The organism is Micromonospora sp. NBC_00860, assembly GCF_045207375.1.
GTDB lineage: Bacteria > Actinomycetota > Actinomycetes > Mycobacteriales > Micromonosporaceae > Micromonospora > Micromonospora vinacea.
This window is the reverse complement of sequence record NZ_CP108825.1, coordinates 261,139-281,721: the sequence shown is the minus strand read 5'-3', so window position 1 is coordinate 281,721 and position 20,583 is coordinate 261,139. Positions and strand designations below refer to the sequence as shown.

General features: G+C 71.5%; 21 protein-coding genes and 1 tRNA gene. 7 read left to right on the top strand and 15 right to left on the bottom strand.

From position 1 onward, the window contains the following. Window positions 1-29: 29 nt before the first annotated feature. Window positions 30-509 carry a GNAT family N-acetyltransferase gene (locus tag OH804_RS01380; protein WP_406062239.1) on the bottom strand — a complete coding sequence of 160 codons (480 nt, stop codon included), beginning with the start codon at window positions 507-509 and terminating at the stop codon, window positions 30-32. A 121-nt stretch (window positions 510-630) separates the two neighbouring features. Here OH804_RS01380 and OH804_RS01375 point away from each other — a divergent pair, with 121 nt between their 5' ends. After that, a complete protein-coding gene (locus OH804_RS01375; protein WP_406062237.1) occupies window positions 631-1,812 on the top strand; it encodes a glycosyltransferase in 1,182 nt (393 codons plus the stop codon). 141 nt (window positions 1,813-1,953) lie between these two features. On the opposite strand, the gene OH804_RS01370 is transcribed toward OH804_RS01375, so the two are convergent. Next, complete coding sequence (locus OH804_RS01370) at window positions 1,954-2,583, bottom strand: HAD-IA family hydrolase (RefSeq protein WP_406062235.1); 630 nt, start codon at window positions 2,581-2,583, stop codon at window positions 1,954-1,956. 235 nt (window positions 2,584-2,818) lie between these two features. On the opposite strand from OH804_RS01370, the gene OH804_RS01365 reads away from it, so the two are divergent. The 3 genes from OH804_RS01365 (at window position 2,819) to OH804_RS01355 (ending at window position 5,532) form a co-directional block, all read left to right on the top strand. Next, on the top strand, window positions 2,819-3,562 hold the full coding sequence (locus tag OH804_RS01365) for an SDR family NAD(P)-dependent oxidoreductase (protein ID WP_406062233.1): 744 nt from the start codon (window positions 2,819-2,821) through the stop codon (window positions 3,560-3,562). A gap of 93 nt (window positions 3,563-3,655) precedes the next feature. Continuing rightward, complete coding sequence (locus OH804_RS01360) at window positions 3,656-4,159, top strand: SigE family RNA polymerase sigma factor (protein ID WP_406062231.1); 504 nt, start codon at window positions 3,656-3,658, stop codon at window positions 4,157-4,159. Continuing rightward, complete coding sequence (locus tag OH804_RS01355; protein WP_406062229.1) at window positions 4,156-5,532, top strand: hypothetical protein; 1,377 nt, start codon at window positions 4,156-4,158, stop codon at window positions 5,530-5,532. Before OH804_RS01360 ends, OH804_RS01355 begins: the two co-directional genes overlap by 4 nt. On the opposite strand, the gene OH804_RS01350 is transcribed toward OH804_RS01355, so the two are convergent. The 4 genes from OH804_RS01350 to OH804_RS01335 form a co-directional block, all read right to left on the bottom strand. Further along, the gene (locus tag OH804_RS01350) at window positions 5,526-6,080 is read right to left on the bottom strand and encodes a hypothetical protein (RefSeq protein ID WP_406062227.1); all 555 of its coding nucleotides are present in this window, start codon (window positions 6,078-6,080) and stop codon (window positions 5,526-5,528) included. The two genes, OH804_RS01355 and OH804_RS01350, sit on opposite strands and share 7 nt — an antisense overlap. A 90-nt stretch (window positions 6,081-6,170) precedes the next feature. Further along, on the bottom strand, window positions 6,171-6,581 hold the full coding sequence (locus OH804_RS01345; protein WP_406062225.1) for a hypothetical protein: 411 nt from the start codon (window positions 6,579-6,581) through the stop codon (window positions 6,171-6,173). A gap of 92 nt (window positions 6,582-6,673) precedes the next feature. Next, on the bottom strand, window positions 6,674-6,877 hold the full coding sequence (locus tag OH804_RS01340) for a heavy-metal-associated domain-containing protein (RefSeq protein ID WP_196919118.1): 204 nt from the start codon (window positions 6,875-6,877) through the stop codon (window positions 6,674-6,676). Then, window positions 6,874-7,341 carry a nuclear transport factor 2 family protein gene (locus tag OH804_RS01335; protein ID WP_196919120.1) on the bottom strand — a complete coding sequence of 156 codons (468 nt, stop codon included), beginning with the start codon at window positions 7,339-7,341 and terminating at the stop codon, window positions 6,874-6,876. Before OH804_RS01335 ends, OH804_RS01340 begins: the two co-directional genes overlap by 4 nt. Window positions 7,342-7,424: 83 nt before the next feature. Here OH804_RS01335 and OH804_RS01330 point away from each other — a divergent pair, with 83 nt between their 5' ends. Next, a complete protein-coding gene (locus OH804_RS01330; protein ID WP_196919121.1) occupies window positions 7,425-8,009 on the top strand; it encodes a TetR/AcrR family transcriptional regulator in 585 nt (194 codons plus the stop codon). 251 nt (window positions 8,010-8,260) lie between these two features. On the opposite strand, the gene OH804_RS01325 is transcribed toward OH804_RS01330, so the two are convergent. The 7 genes from OH804_RS01325 to OH804_RS01295 form a co-directional block, all read right to left on the bottom strand. Beyond that, window positions 8,261-9,406 carry a hypothetical protein gene (locus OH804_RS01325; RefSeq protein WP_406062222.1) on the bottom strand — a complete coding sequence of 382 codons (1,146 nt, stop codon included), beginning with the start codon at window positions 9,404-9,406 and terminating at the stop codon, window positions 8,261-8,263. Next, window positions 9,403-9,975: an RNA polymerase sigma factor gene (locus tag OH804_RS01320; protein ID WP_196919124.1), complete on the bottom strand. Its 573-nt coding sequence runs from the start codon at window positions 9,973-9,975 to the stop codon at window positions 9,403-9,405. Before OH804_RS01320 ends, OH804_RS01325 begins: the two co-directional genes overlap by 4 nt. 381 nt (window positions 9,976-10,356) lie before the next feature. Continuing rightward, window positions 10,357-10,428 (bottom strand) — tRNA-Val (locus OH804_RS01315). Window positions 10,429-10,504: 76 nt separating this feature from the next. Further along, window positions 10,505-10,969 carry a peroxiredoxin gene (locus OH804_RS01310; RefSeq protein ID WP_196919126.1) on the bottom strand — a complete coding sequence of 155 codons (465 nt, stop codon included), beginning with the start codon at window positions 10,967-10,969 and terminating at the stop codon, window positions 10,505-10,507. Window positions 10,970-11,058: 89 nt separating this feature from the next. Beyond that, window positions 11,059-11,496 carry a DUF3052 domain-containing protein gene (locus OH804_RS01305; protein WP_196919128.1) on the bottom strand — a complete coding sequence of 146 codons (438 nt, stop codon included), beginning with the start codon at window positions 11,494-11,496 and terminating at the stop codon, window positions 11,059-11,061. Between the two features lie 112 nt (window positions 11,497-11,608). Beyond that, the gene (locus OH804_RS01300) at window positions 11,609-14,140 is read right to left on the bottom strand and encodes a thiamine pyrophosphate-dependent enzyme (protein WP_406062219.1); all 2,532 of its coding nucleotides are present in this window, start codon (window positions 14,138-14,140) and stop codon (window positions 11,609-11,611) included. A gap of 51 nt (window positions 14,141-14,191) precedes the next feature. Next, a complete protein-coding gene (locus tag OH804_RS01295; RefSeq protein WP_372432921.1) occupies window positions 14,192-14,671 on the bottom strand; it encodes a MarR family winged helix-turn-helix transcriptional regulator in 480 nt (159 codons plus the stop codon). A 273-nt stretch (window positions 14,672-14,944) separates the two neighbouring features. On the opposite strand from OH804_RS01295, the gene OH804_RS01290 reads away from it, so the two are divergent. Further along, window positions 14,945-16,594, top strand: coding sequence for an alkaline phosphatase D family protein (locus tag OH804_RS01290; RefSeq protein WP_406062217.1), 1,650 nt, complete (start codon window positions 14,945-14,947; stop codon window positions 16,592-16,594). Between the two features lie 133 nt (window positions 16,595-16,727). On the opposite strand, the gene OH804_RS01285 is transcribed toward OH804_RS01290, so the two are convergent. Together OH804_RS01285 and OH804_RS01280 are read right to left on the bottom strand one after the other, a co-directional pair. Further along, the gene (locus tag OH804_RS01285) at window positions 16,728-17,132 is read right to left on the bottom strand and encodes a secondary thiamine-phosphate synthase enzyme YjbQ (protein ID WP_406062215.1); all 405 of its coding nucleotides are present in this window, start codon (window positions 17,130-17,132) and stop codon (window positions 16,728-16,730) included. A 26-nt stretch (window positions 17,133-17,158) separates the two neighbouring features. Further along, window positions 17,159-17,611, bottom strand: coding sequence for a hypothetical protein (locus OH804_RS01280; protein WP_406062213.1), 453 nt, complete (start codon window positions 17,609-17,611; stop codon window positions 17,159-17,161). 178 nt (window positions 17,612-17,789) lie between these two features. Here OH804_RS01280 and aceE point away from each other — a divergent pair, with 178 nt between their 5' ends. Further along, on the top strand, window positions 17,790-20,528 hold the full coding sequence (gene aceE / locus OH804_RS01275; RefSeq protein ID WP_196919133.1) for a pyruvate dehydrogenase (acetyl-transferring), homodimeric type: 2,739 nt from the start codon (window positions 17,790-17,792) through the stop codon (window positions 20,526-20,528). Window positions 20,529-20,583: the final 55 nt, after the last annotated feature.

Here is a 20,583-nt window from a genome sequence, read left to right as displayed (position 1 = left end):
CCCGTCCCCCGGGGTCGGCGCCGACCGGTTCAGCTCGCCCGGGTGAGGCGCTTCGCCATCTGCTGCGAGGTGACCTCGAAGCCCAGACTGCGGTAGAGGCCGATCGCCACGGCGTTCGTACCGAAGACGTTCAGCCCCAGCTCGGGCACGCCGAGCTGGGCGAGTTCGGCCTCGATGAGCTGGATCATCCGCCGCGCGTACCCGTGTCCCCGGTGTTCCTCGTGCACCTCGATGTTGTGGATCCACGCCTGTTCCGGGGCAGCGGCCGTCGGCACTGTCACCCAGATCCAGCCGACCTCGGTGTCACCGATCCGGCCCACCCGCAGCAGCGCCCCGTCGGTGGCCGCGCCCGCCGGCAGCGACTCCCGAATCTTGCTGACCGACCGTTCCAGGGCCGCCTCCGGGGTCATCCCCCGGTGCGCCACCAGGTCCTCGGCGTACCCCTGCTCCAGTGACCCCAGCAGGCGGTCCAGCTCCTGGGCCGTCATCGGCGTCAACGTCAACTCCACCGCGTCTCCCCTTCGTCGTCGCGAGCGGGTAGTGCAGCAGAACACGCCCGGCCACGCCAACTGTTTCCCCGCCCGGGGCGGACGGGTCGGCGGGGGTGCGCGGCCCGGCCACGATGGCACAGTGCGGATCGCCCACGTCAGCGACAGCCACCTCACCAACCCGGAGGGGGTGGCCACCTCGGTCGGCACCACAGTGGCGCTGCTGCGCGCCGCCGGGCACCGGGTCGTGCTGTACTGCCCCGGCCCACTGTCCCGGCATCGCCGCCAACCGGGCGAGGTGCCCTCGCTGTCGGTGCCGACCCGGCCGTACCGGCTGGTGCTGCCCCGGCCGCCCCATGCACCGGCCGACGTGGTGCACGTGCACACCACCGGTCCGCTCGGCGTCGCCGGCCTGCGCTGGGCCGCCACCCGGGGCGTACCGACCGTGCTGACCTGGCACACCGACCTCGTCGCGTACGCCGCGCACTACCCGGAGATCCCGATCGGGGCCGCGTACGCCGGGCTGCGGCTGGGCCTGCGTTGGCGGGCCCGGGACCTGTGGGCGCTCGCCCACCCCGGGCCGGGTCGACAGGCCCGACTGGTGGCGCTCGGGCGAACCCTGCTGGCCCACACCACTGTCCTGATCGCCCCTTCGGCGAAGACCGCGACGATGATGGCGGCGATGGCGGGGCGTACCCCGATCGTGGTCCTGCCGACCCCGGCCGCCGCGCCGCATCCCGACGCCGACGACCGGCGGCGACTGCGGGCCCGGCTGGGCATCCCGGCGGACGCGCCGGTACTGCTGTCGGTGGGCCGGGCCACACCGGAGAAGAACCCGGATCTGCTGCTGGCCGCGTTCGCCCAGGTCCGCCGCGAGTTGCCGGCCGCCCGGCTGGTGCTGCTCGGTGCCCGGCGGCACCGGCTCGCGATCCGCCGGATGGCACGCCGGTACGGCGTCAGCGACGCGCTGCACCTGCTTCGACCGGTGCCACGCCACCGGGTCGGCGCCCACTACCGGGCGGCGGACGTGCTGGCGTTCGCCTCCACCACCGACACGCAGGGTCTGGTGCTCGCCGAGGCCGAGGCGTACGGACTACCGGTGGCCATGGTGGACACCCGGCTGGCCGAACGGCCCGGCACCGGCACCACCAGGCCGGTCACCGAGCCCACCCCGGTGGCGTTCGGGGCGCTGCTCACCCGGCTGCTGACCGGGCGGGAGCTACGCGCGGGCGTGATCCGGGACGGCCGGGCGGCGGCGACGGGCTGGTCCGCCGAGCACTACCTGGCGGAGCTGGTCAAGCTGTACGCGTCGCTGCCGCCGTAAACCGGCGTCGGGCACAGCGGCCGTCGTGGCGTTCATCGATGCGGCGGTGGTAGCGTCCGCCGATGGCCGACCGGGTCCTGCGGGTGAGCACCGCGGTGATGGTCGCCGCCGCTGACTCAACGGCGCACTGGTTGACAGTGGTCAGGGTGCCGTCGGCGTGGACTCCAACTGGCGGGCCAGTTGGGCCAGGTCGGGCAGGCGCAGGTCGCCGTCGAGGCCCTTCAGGGCGGCGGTCATCGCCCCGGCCGCCCGCCCGGCCCGCAGGCCGACCTCGGCGTCCTCGACGACCAGGCACCGCCCCACGGGTACGCCCAGCAGCGCCGCGCCCCGCAGATAGCCCTCCGGGTCCGGCTTGCCGACGCTGACGTCCTCCACCGTGACGAGCACCGGCGCCTTGATGCCGGCGGCGCCGAGCCGGGCCTCGGCGAGCCGCCTGTCGGCGCTGGTCACCACCGCCCAGGGCAAACCCAACCGGGCCAGCGCGTCCAGCAGTTCGTGCGCTCCGGGGGTGGCAGTCACGTCGGTCAGGTCGTCGTACTGCAACGCCAACTGCCGGGCCGCGGCAGCGGCGATCGCCGCCTCGTCCAGCGCGGGCAGCAGCCGACGGATGGTCCGGTCGGCGGGGCTGCCGTGCGCGATCGCCAGCGCCGCCGCCGGGTCGACGGCGTACTCGGCGGCCCACCGCTCCCAGGCCCGCTCGACGGCGGCGTCGGAGTCGACAAGGGTGCCGTCCATGTCGAACAGCACCGCGCCAATGCCTGCCAGTTCCACGACCACGCTCCCCGAGTCCCCGCCCCACCCTCCCCCACCTCGCAAGATCCGCGCAACTTCGGTGATCCTGCTGCCTGCGCGGCCGCCGAGGCAGCAGGATCCGTGAAGTTGCGAAGACCGTGGGTGCCCGCCGGGTTGCAAGCCGTCGAGGATCGCGGGTATCGGACCTGGCGGTCGGAGCGAGGCGTCCGATGACCGCCAGACAGGAGGTCGGCTCGGCCACATGATCGTTTGCATGACGACGACACTCAACGACAAGGTCGCCCTGGTGACCGGGGGTTCCCGAGGCATCGGGGCCGGCATCGTCCTGCGCCTGGCACAGGACGGGGCCGACGTGGCGCTGACCTACCGGCAGGACGCCGAGCGGGCCGCGATGGTGGTGAAGCAGATCGAGGCGCTGGGCCGCAGAGCGCTGGCGATCCAGGCGGACGGCGCCGACCCGGTCGCCGTGGAGGGCGCTGTCGACCGGACGGCCGCCGAACTGGGTCGGTTGGACATCCTGGTGAACAATGCCGCGGTGTTCCTGGTCGGCGCCCTGGACGAGCTCGGCTCGGCAGAGGTGGAGCAGACGATCGCGGTCAACGTCCGGGCACCGTACGTCGCCGCGCGGGCGGCACTGCGGCACCTTGGCGACGGTGGACGGATCATCAGCATCGGCAGCAACGTCGGTGAACGGGCGGTCTTTCCCGGGTTGACGCTCTACGCGATGAGCAAGACCGCTCTGGTCGGGCTGACCCGGGGCCTGGCCCGTGAACTGGGCCCACGGGCCATCACCGTCAACCTGGTCAACCCCGGGCCGACGGACACCGACGCCAACCCGGCGGACGGACCGAACGCGGCGGCGATCAGCGGATTCACCGCCGTCGGCCGGTACGCTCGCCCCGCCGACATCGCCGCCACCGTCGCGCACCTGGCCAGCCCCGAGGCCGGCTACGTGACCGGTGCGGTGGTGAACGTGGACGGCGGCTTCACCAGCTGAGGAACCCGGGCGGCGTCGTCGCGCACATCCGGCGCCGCCCGGCCTCAACCATCTCCTGGACGGGAGGCGTTTCTCCTGTGCGAGGGGGTGGGCATGGTCGAGTCGTTCCACGAGTTCGTGGTGCATCGTTCGCCGGCGCTGTGCCGGACCGCGTACCTGCTCACCGGTGACCACCAGCTCGCCGAGGATCTGGTGCAGACAGCCCTCGCCCGGACCTACCGGCACTGGCGGCGTGTCCGCGACGGCAACCCGGAGGCGTACGTGCGGCGGGTCATGTACCACCAGCAGATCTCCTGGTGGCGACGCCGTCGACTGGTCGAGCGGCTGGAGCCGACGCCCACCGAGCGGGCCGACGTGGATCACAGCGAGGCCACCACCCTACGGCTGACCCTGAACGCGGCGCTGCGTCAGCTCAGCCCCCGGCAGCGGGCGGTGATCGTGCTGCGCTACTACGAGGACCTGACGGAGGCCCAGGTCGCCGAGGTGCTGGGCTGCTCGGTCGGTGCCGTGAAGCGACACGGCCACGACGGCCTGCGCCGGCTACGAGCCGTCGCTCCGGAGTTGGTGCAGGACACCGCGGAGAGGAGCACCCGATGACCGTCCGACTCCGCGAGGCGCTGCGGTCCACCGCCGAGGACGTGCCCACCTACCCGGTGTACGAGCGCGCTCTCGCCACCGCCCGTCGTTCCCGCCGCCGCCGGTTGGCCGCTGCCGCCGGGGCGGTGGCGCTGCTCGCGCTGGCCGGGGTGACGGTGCCGCTGACCCGTACCCCTGCCCTCGACCCGGCCGCCGCGGACGCCGCGCTGCCCGACCGGCTCGGCCTGCCGCCGATCGGCACGCTGCACGTCACCGACCGTCCCCGGCTCGGGTCCGCCTCGGTCGTCTTCACCGGCCCCGCGCCACGCCTGCGCGGGTGGAACAACACGAGCATCGTCGGGCTGGTCGGCGCGGACTCCGACAACTATCGGATCATGCGTGTGGGTGGGGAGGCGGCGGCCGGCGAGACGGTGCACCTCTCCCCCGACGGCCAGCACGTCGCCCGACCCGACGGCGAAGAGGACGAGCCCGGCGTCGACGTCGTCGACCTGGGCACCGGCCGGACCCGGCACCTCAGGTCCAGCGTCACCGACACAGTGGCGAGCACGCCGGTCGGCTGGTCCGCCGACGGCTCGTCGCTGGTCGTCCGGGACGAGGTGCCCGTCGCCTTCGACGGTGCCACCTACACGTCGGTGCTGAGCATCGTCCCCCTGGACGGTGGGCGCTGGACGGCGTTGGCGTCCGGCGCGCAGGAGGCGCGCTTCGGGTCGACAGTCGCCGCCGCCCCGGGCCGACTCGCCTACCAGTACGGCCGCACTGTCACGGTGGCCGACGCGCAGGGTCGGGAACTCTCCTCGTTCCCCCTGCCCGACGAATCCTGGCTGGCCGGCAAGGGTGCGTGGAGCCCCGACGGTGCCACGCTGACGCTGGCCACCCGTCGGGCGGACACCGGCGAGTGGACCCTGCGCCAGGTCGACCCCCGCACCGGGCGCGACGGCAAGGCACTACGGCTGCCCGCGGTGACCGGGGCGGTCTCCGTCCGGTTGCTCGGCTGGGCACCGGACGGTTCGGCACTGGTGGCCGCCCACCAGCAGGACCCTGACGCGCCCGAGCGTCCCCTGGAGGAGCAGACCGGGCCGCCCGCGACGGCCGAGCAGGTGAGCAGCGTACGGGTGTTGGCGCTCACGCCCGGTGCCACCGCGCCACGGACCGTGCTGACCGCGCCCGCCCAGGTGAACGCCGTCGACATCGCCGATCAGGTGATCCGCGGCGGACGAGTCCGCGACGCAGAACCACCGGGCGGGGTGGGCGGGCGGTTCTGGCTCTGGACGGGACTGGTGACGGTGCTCGTCGCCGGGGCCGTCCTCTACGGCACCCGCCGACGGACCCGACGGTGGCTCGACGGCCGCCACACGCCGGCCACCGGCTACTGAGCGGCGTCGGGATCCAGCACCGGGCGTACCGCGTCGACGAACGAGATCCGGCGCTTCGTCCGTACCTCGATCGCCGCGAGCCAGCGCTCCCGGTGCCGGTCCCGCAGTGGCGCGCTCCCGTCGCCCGGCTCGTCGCCGAACCGCCGCTGGTCGGCGTACTCAGTGGTGAGGCTGGTCAACACGGCCCGGCCGGCTGCGGCGACCTCCGCCGGGCCCTCCAGCAACACCAGGTTGTACGCCTCGTCCACGGCGCGCATCGCCGCGTACGCCTCGTCGTAGCCGGGCACCGGCTCACCCCCGCCGGCGTCGAGCCACCGCCGGTCCAACTGCCGGTACGCCTGGTCGCAGGCGCTCAGGAACCCGACGTACGCGTCCCGCCGCAGCTCGCCCCGACGCGTCGCCCGGCGCTCGACACTCTCCTGTCGGGCCACGGTGAGCTGGTGGGCCAGTTGCCGACGGGTGCTGAGCGCTCCGACCAGCCCGGTCAGGGCGGCGGCGGCCAGGGTGGACAGTGAGGTGATCAGCGCGACGGCGACGGTGTCCTGCACCCGCCCATCATGGCGGTGGCCGACGTGAACGTCGTCGCCGGTGGTGGTGGATCGACTCGTCACCCGCAGCCCGGTGCGCCGCCGTGTAGGTCAGGAGGGGTCTTGTTCCCGCGCGGCGTCCAATCGGTCGGCTCGTCGGCGCATTTCCGCGGCGATCGCATCCCAGTCGGGGCCGAAGGCGTGCAGGTCGGCGGCCGCCACACGCAACAGCTCGACATCTTCCGGCCGTTGGAGGCAGGCCAGCCGGAACGCGAGGTTTCGCGCCCACACCGGAAGGCCCATCCAGTCCTCCTCCAGCATCACCTCCAGCATCGCCACGATCTCGTCGGCTGACGCGAAGGTCACCACCTCGACGTACGCACTGGCAACTCGCTCGCTGTATTCCCGGCCAGCGAGCAACCGGGCCAACTCAAGCAGCGACATGCACTCGGGTGCGGAGGGCTCGGGCTCAGGCGGCCCCTCGGGACGCCCCTTGGTGCCCGCATCCAGGAACGCCCGCATCCAACCCATCGTCTTCACAACCCAGAACCTAACTGCTGAGCTGCCGGGGATCGCATGCGCCGGGGTGGCTGGAGTTGCGGTACCGCTGGACGTCAGGGCAGTTCGTAGCCGGCTTCCTCGACTGCGGCACGTACCTCGGCGATGTCGAGAGGTCGGTCGCTCGTCACCGTGGCGGTGTCGCGTTCGACGTCCACCGCCACGGCGGTGACACCGGGAATCCGTTCGATCTCCTCGGTGACGAAGCCTGCGCAGTGTCCGCAGGCCATCCCGATCACCCGGTAGCTGCTGACGGTCATGCCGGCGACTGCCTTCGGTCGGGCGCCTCCGGTGGCGAGGGCTCCGAGCTGACCTCGGCTGGGGTGACACCGTTGGCCTTTACCGGGACCGAGCGGGTGAGCATGTGCGCCCGGCGCATCCGCCCGTCGACCGCGAACTGCCCGAAGAAGTGGACGTCCACACTGCCCTCGCGCTTGGAGGTCTGGAAATGCAGCGTGTAGCGGGCAGCGATCCGGTCCCCGTCCGCTATCGCCTCGTGCACCTCCCACCGGGCGTCGGTCTGGTGCTTCCGCGCCGGGCGGGTGTGCGCGATGAGCTTGGCGCGGTCCATCAGGTTGCCGTCGGCGACCTGCACAATGTCGGGCGTGTGGTACCGGTCGACGACCACTGCCGGATCCTCGTCGCCGTGAACCAGCTCGCCCATGAAGGAGGTGAAGAAGTTGGCGATGAACTCCTTCGGGTCGATGTCGGCGAAAACGCCCATGTCACCACCGTCAGCTCGGGATTCGGCAAACCTTTACGGCTTGTAAAATATCGACCTCCGAGAACTTTGGCAAGGTGTAAGAGATGAGTGGCTCAGCAGACCGCAACCGACGCGCCGACGCCCGCCGCAACAACAGCACGATCCTCGACGCGGCGGTCCGACTGCTCGACGCGCAACCCGACGCGAGCCTCGACGCCATCGCCGGCGCCGCCGGGGTGACCCGGCAGACTGTCTACGCCCACTTCCCGTCCCGCGAGCACCTGATGGCAGCCGTCGTCCGACGGATCACCGACGAGGCCGTCGCCGCGATGGACGCCGCCGAGCCAGACAACGGATCCGCTATGGACGCGCTGATCCGCGTCCTCGAGGCCGGCGCCCAGACCGCCGGGCGCTACCCGGCCCTCATCCAGCAGATCGCGTCAATTCCGGTAAGCCCGCACGTCGACGAAGAACGCCACGCGCCGGTCGCCGCCCGGATCAACCGAGTGATCCAGCGCGGTCAGGCGAGCGGCGAGTTCGACAAAGGACTCCCGGCCGCCTGGCTGGCCGCGATCACTATCAAGATCGGCCACGCCGCGGGCGAGGAAGTCGACGCCGGCCGGATGCCCCGGAGCGAGGCCGCCGACGCGCTGCGTACCGTCCTGGCCAGGCTGCTGCGCCCCGAATGATCGTGTGCGAGGTGGCCGACCAACGGGCGGAGGCCGAGGTGGCCGACCAACGGGCGGAGGCCGAGGTGGTCGCCTCCTACGGTGACCCTCCAGCCGGATGGTGAGCAGCCTTCTGCCAGGTGCACACAACCCTCGGCCGCGCGAACAACCAAAAGGACGGTGCGGGCCACCTCTGGGCGGCCCGCACCGTTATCGAACGCCGGGCGCGTTACGCCCGTCTGCCGCAATGCTGGCGGGTGGGAGTTCCCGGCCTACAGGTCGGCCTTCGTCACGCGGGAGGATTCGTACGTCGTGGAGGACTGGGGGAGGCCCGGCACGGTGGAGACGTCCTTGACCAGCATGCCGGTCTTGGCGTCGATGGTCAGCACCTCGCTGACCCCGCCGCCGAACACCTCGGGGCCAGCGGTGATCGTCAGCGTGGCCTTGCCGTGGGTGGTCGAGTTCTTGACGCTGACCGCGGAGATGGTGGACAGCAGACGCAACACACCGGCCCGGACCTGCGTGTTGCCGTCGCCAGCGGACAGCGCTTGGGTGCTGAACGTCCACAGGGCGTTGTCGAAGTGCCGCTGTACGGCCTGAGGGCTGTACGGCTTCGGCTCGGCGTTGCCGCCCTTCTGCTTGATAATCACCTGGGCGGCGGCCTGCTGCTTGTCCCACACCGCCTTCTGCGCTGCGGGGTCGAGGCCCACCAGCGGATCCTTGGCCGCCTTGAGCATCTGGGTCCGGCCGTCGGCCGGGCTGATGTCCGCCGCGGCGACGGCTGCCTTGAGGAGCGGAGCGTACCCGCCGTCCGTCATCTGGTCCTGGTTACGGGCGATCGCACGCTTGATGTCCTGCACGCTGTTGCCCGTATAGATCGCGTGACCGTCGGTGTACAGCGTGTAGACGACCTGCATGGTCTTGGTGCCGTGGACCTGCGTCGCCTTCACCAGCCACGCGTCGCCCGCCGACGGGGTGATCGTCGTGATGGAGCCGGCCAGGGTCATCAGCGGTGCGCGCTCGGCGGACCCGTCGACGGTGGTCGAAGCCGAGGTGGCGGCCGACGAATCCTTGCCGGCCTCCAAGCCCCCGGTCGCCGGCGAGTTGAGCACCACAGCGACGACTGCCGCCGCGGCGGCAACCCCCACCCCGGCGCCGATGCCCAGTCGGCCCGCGATACCGATCCGGCGGCGGCGCTGAATCGCCGGGCTGGATTCGTGGTCCCGCGTGGTTGTCGTCGTTTCCATGGTTGAAGTCGCCTCCATAGTCGTGTCCTCCGCTGATATCGCGCCCAGCAGCCGCACGGTTCCGGGGTCGGCCATAGCCGCCCGCAGCACCGCCCGCGCCCGCTGATACGCCTCCGGGCGCAGTGGTTCTGCGCTGCCCAACGCACCGACCAGATCGAGCTCGTCTGTCATCGGTGTCTCTCCTTCGCGCTGTTGCGGTCCTTCAGAAGCGCGGACACTCCCGGCGCGTCGCGCAATGCCGTCCTGGCCTGGCTCAGCAGCCGCCGCGCGGTGCCGGCCGGTATGCCGAGTGCCCGCGCGGCGTCGGCTGCGGTCAGGTCCTCCCAGGCGACGAGCCTCAGGACCTCCCGCTCTTCGGGTTTGAGCCGCGTCAGGGCCGACCGGAGCACCGCCCGGGCGTCCACGCCGAGGTCCACCGCCGACCACGGATCCCATTCAGTAGCCACGTCCGGTACGTCCGCGACCAGGTCCTCGGCCGGCCGGGACCGCCAGTAGCGCCGCAAGCGATTCAATGCCACCCCGTACAGCCACGGCCGCGCATCGTTGTACGACCGGTCGTACAACCGCCGCGACTCGAACGCCGCAACCCACACCTCGCCCAGGAGGTCCTCAGCCGCATCCCGCCCCGCCCGGCGAACGAGGTAAGAACCGACGGCGACCTCATGACGCTCGACCACCTCCACGAAGGCGTCGACATCGCCATCCAGCGACCGGCCTATCAAATCCGCATCCGAAGCCATGGCCCTCCTCGGCAAAGTCGGCGCTTCAACCTGTCATTGCCGATCAGGCGAGAAAGTGTTCAGGCGCCGAGGTCCGAGGGCGAGCGGCGCTGTCGCCGCACCTGCTCCGCGGACTGGCCGTCGAGTCGATCTCAGGTCGCCCCGCCCCGCGTCGCGTTGACGCCCGAAAGGACTGCCCTGATGTGCTCCGAACCGCTCGGGAACTGGTCAAATGCCTTGGCAGCGCAGCGGCGGGGACGGCGTTCAGTTTCATGGGGTGTCCAGGTCGAGGGCATGGCTGCACAGGTCGCCGGGCTGCTCTGGAAGGCCGACTGAGACGACAACTGAGACGAAGAGGGCCACCGGTGATCCGGTGGCCCTCTTCGCTTACTGGTCGGAGTGTGGGCGCGGCAGGTTTCGAACCTGCGACCCCCCGCTTGTAAGGCGGGTGCTCTCCCACTGAGCTACGCGCCCGGATCGCCCGTGTGGCGGGCCGGTGGCTGGCAAGCTTACCTGCCCGCCACCGACCCGGGCGCACGGCGTACCCCGGTCAGCTGGTCGCTTCAGCGATGGCCTTGCGCCAGCCCTGCTGGTCGCGGGCCTCGCCCGGGCCGTTCATCTCGGCGAAGCGGACCACGCCGGTCCTGTCGATGACGAAGGTGCCCCGGTTGGCGAAGCCGGCCACGTCGTTGAAGACCCCGTACGCCTGGGCGACGGCGCCGTGCGGCCAGAAGTCGGCCAGCATCGGGAACTGGTAGCCCTCACGGTCGGCCCAGATCTTGTGGCTGTAGGCCGAGTCGACGCTGATGGTCAGCACCTGGACGTCGTCGTTCACGTACTCGCCGAGGTTGTCCCGCACCTCGCCCAGCTCGCCCTGGCAGGTGCCGGTGAAGGCGAGCGGGTAGAAGACCAGCAGGACGCTGCGCCTGCCCCGGAAGTCCGAGAGTCGGACTTCCTGGTTGTTCTGGTCCTTGAGCACGAAGTCCGGTGCCTCGGCACCAACCTCGATGGGCATGCGAACTCTCCTCGCGTCGAGTCGGGTGAACGGCACCAGCCGGCTACCCGGCGGTGGGCGGACCGTCGGGCGAGCGAGAGCGGCGGCGGCTACTTCTTGGCCTTGGCCCCTCGGCGCAGCACCAGGCGTGCGCCGCTCCAGTCCCGGCCGGCGTTGACGGTCGAGGTCTGCTGAAGGCCGGCGGTGGGCGCGGACTCCGCGACCTCGCTCGGCTCGACGTGCCCCTCGCGCCCTGCCTTCGGGGTGAGCAGCCACACGACGCCGTTGTCGGCCAGCGGGCCGAGGGCATCGACGAGCAGCTCGAAGAGGTCACCGTCGCCGTCCCGGTACCAGACCAGCACCGCGTCGACCACCTCGTCGGTGTCCTCGTCGACCAGATCTCCACAGCGGTCGGTCAGGGCGTCTCGGAGATTCTGGTCGACGTCGTCGTCGTACCCCATCTCCATGACGACCATCCCCGGTTCGATTCCGAACCGGTCCGCCAGGCTGCGTACCCCGTCGGCGGCCTGACCAGCGGTCGCGCTCACTGTCGCGTGCCTCCTCATCTCGTCCCTGCTCGCGGCGTCGCTGCGACGCCGTCAGGCAAAGTCCACACAGTTGTTGGTCTGCGCGCAAGTGGCGCACCGGGTGGAACGGAATTTACCGTGCCAGCAGCGTACGGGCACCGTCGGTAATGGCTTCCGCGGAGACCAGTACGTGACGTGCTGCCGGACCTAATGGTACAAACGAGTCAACTCCCGCCACTCGACGCGCGGCACCGACATATCCGGCGTCGACCAGCGCGGCGATCACCCCCTCGCCCACCCCGCCGGAGCGGCGCGTCTCGTCCACCACCAGCACCCGGCCGGTCGCCGAGGACTCCCTGATGATGTCGGCCACCGGCAGCGGGGCGAGCCAGCGCAGATCCACCACGCGGGTGCCCACCCCCTCCTCGGCGAGGACGGCCGCGGCCCGCAGCGACATCCGTACCCCGTTACCGAAAGTGATGATGGTGAGGTCGTCCGCCGAGCCCACCCGGTAGACCCGGGCCCGCCCGATCGGCACGTGCCCGGCCACCCAGCCACCCGGCTCCGGATAGCCGGCCAGCCACTCTCCGTCACCTTCCGCGTACAGGTCGCGGGTGTGGTAGAGCGCGATCGGTTCCAGGAACACGCAGACACTGCCGTCCACCGCCGCGCTCGCCAGACAGGTCCGCAGCATGGGCGCGGCATCGTCCGGCCGCGCCGGCACCGCGATCACCAGACCGGGCACATCCCGGAGTACGGCCACCGAGTTGTCGTTGTGGAAGTGCCCGCCGAACCCCTCCTGGTACGCCAGGCCCGCCACCCGCACCACCATCGGGTTGCGGAACGCCCCCTGCGAGAAGAACCGCATGGTGGCCGCCTCACCGCGCAGCTGGTCCTCGGCGTTGTGCAGGTACGCCAGATACTGGATCTCCGGCACCGGCAGCATCCCGGCCAGCCCGGCACCCAGGCCCAGCCCGAGCACCGACGTCTCGTCGAGCAGGGTGTCGAAGACCCGGGCCGCCCCGAACCGGTCGCGCAGCCCCTTCGTCACCCCGTACACGCCGCCCTTCGCGGCCACGTCCTCCCCGAAGATCGCCATCTGCGGGTGGTCGAGCATCCCGTCGGCGAGCGCGGCGTTGATGCTCTGCGCCAGCGTCATCGGCCCGGCCAGCTCCGGCGGCTTGCCGCCGAACGCCTCGGCCCGGGCGCCCGCCCCCGGTCCGCTGGCCCGCGCCGCGGCGTCGGCCACCGCCCGCGCCACCCGCACCGGACGGCGGGGTGCCAGCGTCGACACCACGTCGGCCGCGGAGGCCAGCTTCGGCTCGCCCAGCACCTCCTCGGCCAGCCGGCGTACCTGCCAGCCGGTCTCGTCGTACCGGGCCAGCAGCTCCTCGCCGGTCGCCACGCCGGCGTCGACCAGCAGCCGCGCGGTGGCGGCCACCGGGTCCCGGTCCAGGTCCTCGGCCAGCTCGGCGGGGCTCCGGTACGCCGACTCCGCGTCCGCGCCGGCGTGCCCCATCAGCCGTACGGTGCGCAGGTGCAGCACGGCCGGCCGCCGGTTGCGGCGTACCCAGGCCGCGGCCTCCGCCGCCACCTCGTACGTCCGCACCGGGTCGGCCCCGTCGGCGCTGAAGTAGCGGATGCCCGGCTTGGCCCGCAGGGTCGCCTCGACCCAGCCCTCCGGCGAGCGGACGCTGATGCCCAGCCCGTTGTCCTCGCAGACGAAGAGCACCGGAATCCGCAGCCCGGCGTGGTCGTACCACCCGGCGGTGTTGAAGGCGGCGGTGGCGCTGGCGTGGTTGACCGAGGCGTCACCGAAGGAGCAGACCACAATCGCGTCCGGTGGCCAGGGGGCGTGCGCGGCGCCCGCGCCGCTGCCCACCCGCACCCCGGCGCCGGTACGCCGACCGGCGCTGTCCAGCCGGCGCAGCCGCTCCACGGCCAGTCCCATCCCGACCGCGCGGGGCAGGTGCGAGGCGATGGTGGAGGTGGTCGGCACGATGGCCAGGTCGGCCCGGCCGAACACCTTGTGCCGGCCCCCGGCGATCGGCTCAAGGCTGGACGCGACCATCCCGCGCAGCACGTCCCGGGCCGCGTCGGCGTAGGCGGCGAACCCGTTGGCGGCCACGGTCGGTTCGGTCCCGGGCGACTCCGATTCGGACAGCTCCCGATCGGCGGTCGACTCGGGGCCAGGGGTCGGCCCCCCGTCGACTGTCGACTCGGGGCCGGCGGGCGGCCCGGAGTCGGCGGTCCGCGACGGGTCAGCGGCCCGCGACGGGTCAGCGGTCAGGGCTCGGTCGGCGGCCAACGCTGGGTCGGCGGCGGCCTGGGAGGTGCGGAGGCAGTAGAAGGCGCCCGAGCGGTAGTGCAGCAGCGCCGGATCGGTGGGACGCAGCGCGGCGGCGACCGCGGCGTTGCCTTCGTGCCCGGCGGAGCCGATCGTGTAGAAACCCTCCCCGAAGCTGCGCAACCAGCGGCCGGCCAGGTCGAGCTGCCGGCTGGTCACCTGCGCGTCGAACAGGTCCAGCACCTGCGCGCCGGTCAGTGGGGCGTCGTCGGTGACCGGGTCGGCGGGGTCACGCCGCCGCTCGGCGGCAGGCAGCGCCGCCAGCGTCTCCCGGAACCGGTCGTCGAGATCTTGCGGGGTGGTCACGTCGGACAGCATTACCGACGGAAGCCCTGCTCGCCCAGTGGGACACGGCCGGCGGGGGTGCGCTCACTCCGACCCGCAGGACTCCGGACAGCCGTCGTCGGACACCTTCCAGACCAGGTCACGAAGGGTGCCAAGCTCCTCGTCGCTCATCCCGGACAGGAGTCGGGAGTCGGACATCACCTCGATCACCCGGGCCCGCACGACCCGGCCCTCCCCGGTCACCAGCAGCGTCTTCTGCCGCCGGTCCGTCGGGTCGGTGCGGCGCTCGACCAGCCCGGCCTGCTCCAGCTTGTCGACCAGCACCGTCACGTTCGACCGGTCGCAACCCAGCTGACCGGCGAGATCACGGGCCGGCAGCGGGTGGTCCGGGTCCAACTCCCGCAGCGCCCGGGCCGCCGCCGGGGTGAGCCCCAACTCGGCGAACGCGGAGCCCTGCCGGTGTCGCAGAGCGTCGGTGACGTGCGCCATCCGCCGCACCACGTCGGCGGCGAGACCGGCCCGATCCACCGGCTCACCTGTTGCGGGAACGACCTGCTGCGCCACCGCCACATCGTACGCACGCCATCTCGCCGCCGGGTCATCGATCAAACTCCTCGGCGAGGACTGAAGCCCGGCACTGACGGATCGACCGCGATAGTCGGTGTTCGACTGCCGGCGACGGGCCGGGGCCCTCGTCGTCACCTCCCGGCCACCAACGCTCGCGAGGCTCCCCTAGGCGTGTTTCAGAAGAACTGGCCCGCCTGGACTCCACCTCGGCTCGACCGCCCTTCTGAAACACGCCCTGGTCACGAGAGATCGGATTCTGGGGAGGATTTCGTGTCACTGTCCCGACGTACCATCCTGCTGTCCGGCGCCGCACTCGGCGCCGCGGGCGCGGTCACCGGGCTGCCGGTGGCGGCCGGCGCGGCGGCGGCCCACCGGCCGCTGGCCTATCCGTTCACCCTCGGTGTGGCCTCCGGCGATCCCGACCACGACGGGTTCGTGCTGTGGACCCGCCTGGCCCCGCAACCACTGGCCGAGGACGGCCTCGGCGGCATGCCGGACCGCGACATACCGGTCCACTGGGAGCTGGCCGCTGACGAGCGGTTCCGGCACGTGGTGCGCCGTGGGGTTTCGGTCGCCCGCACCCGCTCGGCGCACAGCGTGCACGTGGAGCTGGCCGGCCTGCTGCCCGGGCGCGAATACTTCTACCGGTTCCGCGCCGAGCGACACCTCTCGCCGATCGGGCGCACTCGCACCGCTCCCTCGCCGTCGAGCATGCCGGCCGCCCTGGCGATGGGCTTCGCGTCCTGCTCCCAGTACGAGCACGGCTACTTCACCGCCTACCGCCGCCTCGCCGAGACCGAGCCGGAGCTGATCCTGCACCTGGGCGACTACCAGTACGAATACGCCCCGGACACGTACAACATCCCGGGTGGCAACCCGCGTGACCACGAGGGACCGGAGACGCGGACGCTGGCCAACTACCGGCAGCGGCACGCCCAGTACAAGACCGACACCGACCTGCAGGCCGCGCACGCGGTGGCGCCCTGGGTGGTGGTGTTCGACGACCACGAGGTGGAGAACAACTGGGCCGACGAGGTGCCCGAGGCGCCGGACCCCGAGTTTCCCACGCGTCGGGCGGCGGCGTTCCAGGCGTACTACGAGAACATGCCGCTACGACGCACCTCGATCCCCCGGGGCATCGACATGCAGCTCTACCGTCGGGTGCGCTGGGGGCGGCTGGCCACGTTCCACATGCTCGACACCCGGCAGTACCGCGACGACCAGGCCTGCGGCGACGGCTACCGGGACTGCGCGGCGGCGTCGGACCCGGCCCGTTCCATCACCGGTGCGGAGCAGGAGGCGTGGCTGCTGGACGGCTTCCGCCGGTCGGACGCCCGGTGGGACATCCTGGGCCAGCAGGTCTTCTTCGCCCAGCGGGACAACAACGCGGGCCCGCTCACCGTTACCAGCATGGACGCCTGGGACGGCTACGTCGCCTCCCGGGACCGGATCACCCGGGGCTGGCTCGGCGCCGGGGTACGCAACCCGGTGGTGCTGACCGGCGACGTGCACGCCCACTGGGCCAGCGACCTCAAGCTGGATTACTCCGACCCGACCTCACGCACGGTCGGCACCGAGCTGGTCTGCTCGTCGATCACCTCGACCGGCGACGGCGCGGACTCGGTCTCCGGCTCGCACCCGTGGTTCGCGTTCAACCCGCACCTGCGCTTCCAGAACAACCTGCGGGGGTACGTCCGCACGACGATCACTCCGGGGCAGCTCACGGCCGACTTCGACGTGCTGCCGTACGTCACTCGGCCGGACGCGCCCGCGTACACACGGGCCTCGTTCGTGATCGAGGACCGCGTGCCCGGCCTGCACCAGACGGCGGACAACCCGCTCCCGTCAGCGGCCCGCACTGCCACGCCATCCGCGGACCCCGGCCAGCAGACCGTCCAGCAGGAGACAGTTCGCCCGTAACCCGCCCGACGCCTCAAGATCCGCGCAACATGAGGGAACTTGTTGCCTCGCCACGGGCTGAGGCAGCAGTTTCGGGGAAGTTGTGCGGATCTTGAGGCACAGGGCGGCGCGGGACGACGGACCGGGACGGCGGTCAGGCCGGGAGGAAGGAGAAACGGACCTGGCGGGTCGGGTTGTCGCCGTTGGTGTCGACGAGGCAGATCGACTGCCAGGTGCCAAGCGCCAGCCGGCCGCCGAGCACCGGCACTGTGGCGTACGGCGGGATGAACGCCGGCAGCACATGGTCGCGGCCGTGGCCGGGCGAGCCGTGGCGGTGCCGCCAGCGGTCGTCGGTGGGGAGCAGGTCGTCCAGGGCTCTGAGCAGGTCGTCGTCGGAGCCCGACCCGGTCTCGATGATCGCCAGGCCGGCGGTGGCGTGCGGCACGAAGACGTGCAGCAGGCCGTCACTCTCGCCCGAGACGAACTGCTGGGCCTCGGCGGTGATGTCCCGGACGGTCGGCCGGGACCCGGTCTGGACGGTGATCACGTCGCTGCGCATACGTCGCATTCTGCCGCAGGGTGCGGTCAGGAACTGCCGCCACCGCCGCCGCCGCCAGAGTCGCCGCCGCCGGACCAGCCGCCGCCGGAGTCACCGCCGGACCAGCCCCAGCCGGACCAGCCGCCCCCGGAATCGCCGCTGCTGCCGGCTGGCTCCGTGTCGTCGGAGCTGTCGTGGTCGCCGTCCCGCTGGCGGCCGACGTGCCCGCTCCCGGCATCCCCGGCAGGCACCGGGTAGAAGCCGTACCCGCCGCCGTCCGAGTCCGGACGACGGCGACGCCCTCCGGACTGGCCGCTCAGACGGGCCGCGCGGATCGCGTCCCGCAGCAGGCCCACGCCGAGCACGGCCACCAGGGCGCCGACGGCCACCAGTCCGACCATCGGCAGGCTGCCGGAGGCGAGGGCGACCGCGCCGACGACCAGGCCGATCACTCCGACAACGATCATGCTCGCGGCGACCGCGACACGGCGTCCGTTCATGTCGGCAACGGTAGGAGTGGCGGTCAAACCACTCAGGTTCCACCCGGTCGTCGCGCTAAGTTACCGGCGAGTACCTGTGTTCAGCATCGCGTCGGGGGCACCTAGACGTGACGAGGGGTGCCACCAGGGGGCAGGATGGCGCTAGAGACCTATCCCACACACAACCGAGGGAACGCCTGTGGCTACGGAACGCAAGCGCCCGGTGATCAGCGACGGCCTACCGAGCCAGCTTCCGGACATCGACCCTGAAGAGACAAGCGAATGGGTCGAGTCGCTTGACGGTGTCATCGACGAACGCGGCGCCAAACGCGCCCGCTACGTCATGCTGCGCCTGCTGGAGCGGGCCCGTGAGCGCCAGGTCGGGGTTCCGCCCCTGACCACCACCGATTACATCAACACCATCCCGTCCGAGCGCGAGCCCTGGTTCCCGGGTGACGAGCACGTCGAGCGGCGGATCCGGGCGTACGTCCGGTGGAACGCCGCCATGCTGGTGCACCGGGCGCAGCGCCCGGAGATCGGCGTCGGCGGGCACATCTCCACCTTCGCCAGCTCGGCGTCGCTCTACGAGGTGGGCTTCAACCACTTCTTCCGGGGCAAGAACCACCCGGGCGGTGGCGACCAGATCTTCTACCAGGGCCACGCCTCCCCCGGCATGTACGCGCGGGCGTTCCTGGAGGGGCGGCTCAGCGAGCACCAGCTCGACGGGTTCCGCCAGGAGCTGTCGCACCCCGGCGGTGGGCTGCCCTCGTACCCGCACCCTCGGCTGATGCCGGACTTCTGGGAGTTCCCCACCGTCTCGATGGGCCTCGGCGGTCTGAACGCGATCTACCAGGCCCGGTTCAACAGGTACCTGCAGCACCGCGGCATCAAGGACACCTCCCAGCAGCACGTCTGGGCGTTCCTCGGCGACGGCGAGATGGACGAGCCGGAGACGCTCGGCGCCATCGGTGTGGCCGCCCGCGAGGAGCTGGACAACCTCACCTTCGTGATCAACTGCAACCTGCAGCGGCTGGACGGCCCGGTCCGGGGCAACGGCAAGGTCATGCAGGAGCTGGAGGCGTTCTTCCGGGGTGCCGGCTGGAACGTCATCAAGGTCGTCTGGGGTCGTGAGTGGGACCCGCTGCTCGCCGCGGACACCGACGGCGCGTTGGTCAACCTGATGAACACCACCACCGACGGCGACTACCAGACCTACAAGGCGGAGTCCGGCGCGTACGTGCGGGAGCACTTCTTCGGCCGGGACTCCCGGACCCGCAAGATGGTCGAGCCGCTCAGCGACGACGAGATCTGGAACCTCAAGCGGGGTGGGCACGACTACCGCAAGCTCTACGCGGCCTACAAGGCGGCCACCGAGCACACCGGTCAGCCCACCGTCATCCTGGCGAAGACGATCAAGGGCTGGACCCTCGGCTCGCACTTCGAGGGCCGCAACGCGACCCACCAGATGAAGAAGCTGACGCTGGAGGACTTGAAGACCTTCCGCGACCGGCTCTACCTGGACATCCCGGACAAGGCGCTGGAGGACAACCCCTACCTGCCGCCGTACTTCCACCCGGGCGAGAAGTCCGAGGAGCTGACGTACCTCAAGGAGCGGCGCGAGCAGCTCGGCGGGTACCTGCCGTCCCGGCGGACCAGCACGAAGCGGCTGGCCATCCCCGGCCCGGAGCGGTTCGCCGACATCAAGCGCGGCTCGGGCAAGCAGAAGGTGGCCACCACGCAGGCCTTCGTCCGTCTGCTCAAGGACGTGATGAAGGACAAGGAGTTCGGCAAGCGCTGGGTGCCGATCATCCCGGACGAGGCCCGCACCTTCGGTCTGGACTCGATCTTCCCGACCGCGAAGATCTACTCGCCGCACGGCCAGCGCTACACCTCGGTCGACCGCGAGCTGTTCCTGTCGTACAAGGAGTCGACCTCCGGGCAGATCCTGCACGAGGGGATCAACGAGGCCGGTTCGGTGGCCTCGTTCACCGCGGCCGGCTCGGCGTACGCCACGCACGACGAGCCGATGATCCCGATGTACATCTTCTACTCGATGTTCGGGTTCCAGCGGACCGCCGACGGGCTGTGGGCTGCGGCCGACCAGATGGCCCGGGGCTTCCTGCTCGGCGCCACAGCGGGTCGGACCACGCTCAACGGTGAGGGCCTTCAGCACGAGGACGGGCACTCGCTGCTGATCGCGGCCACCAACCCGGCAGTGGTGGCGTACGACCCGGCGTTCGCGTACGAGATCGCGCACATCCTGGAGCAGGGTCTGCACCGGATGTACGGGGACGCGCAGGAAAACGTCTTCTACTACCTGACTGTCTACAACGAGCCGACGCTCCAGCCGGCCGAGCCGGCCGACGTGGACGTGGAGGGCCTGCTCAAGGGCATCTACCGCTACTCGCCGGCACCGCAGGTCGACGGCCCGAAGGCCAACCTGCTCGCCTCGGGCACGGGGATGCAGTGGGCGCTCAAGGCCCAGCAGTTGCTCGCCCAGGACTGGGGTGTGGGCGCGGACGTCTGGTCGGTGACCTCGTGGACCGAGCTGCGCCGCGACGCGGTGGAGACCGAGGAGTACAACCTGCTCAACCCGGGCGCCGAGGCGAAGGTTCCGTACATCCAGCAGAAGCTGGCCGACGCGGACGGCCCGAAGGTCGCGGTCAGCGACTTCATGCGTGCGGTACCGGATCTGATCGCCCGCTGGGTACCCGGCGACTACACGTCGCTCGGCACCGACGGTTTCGGCATGTCGGACACCCGGCACGCGCTGCGCCGGCACTTCCACGTCGACGCGGAGTCGATCGTGGTGGCCACGCTGCGGCAGCTCGCCCGCAGCGGCGCGGTGGCGACCACGGTTCCGGCCGAGGCCGCCAAGAAGTACGCGATCGACGACGTCAACGCCGCCCCGGTCGGCGAGACCGGCGGCGACAGCTGACCCAGCACCACTGAGGAGGGCCCGGCGCATCCGCGCCGGGCCCTTTCGGTGTACG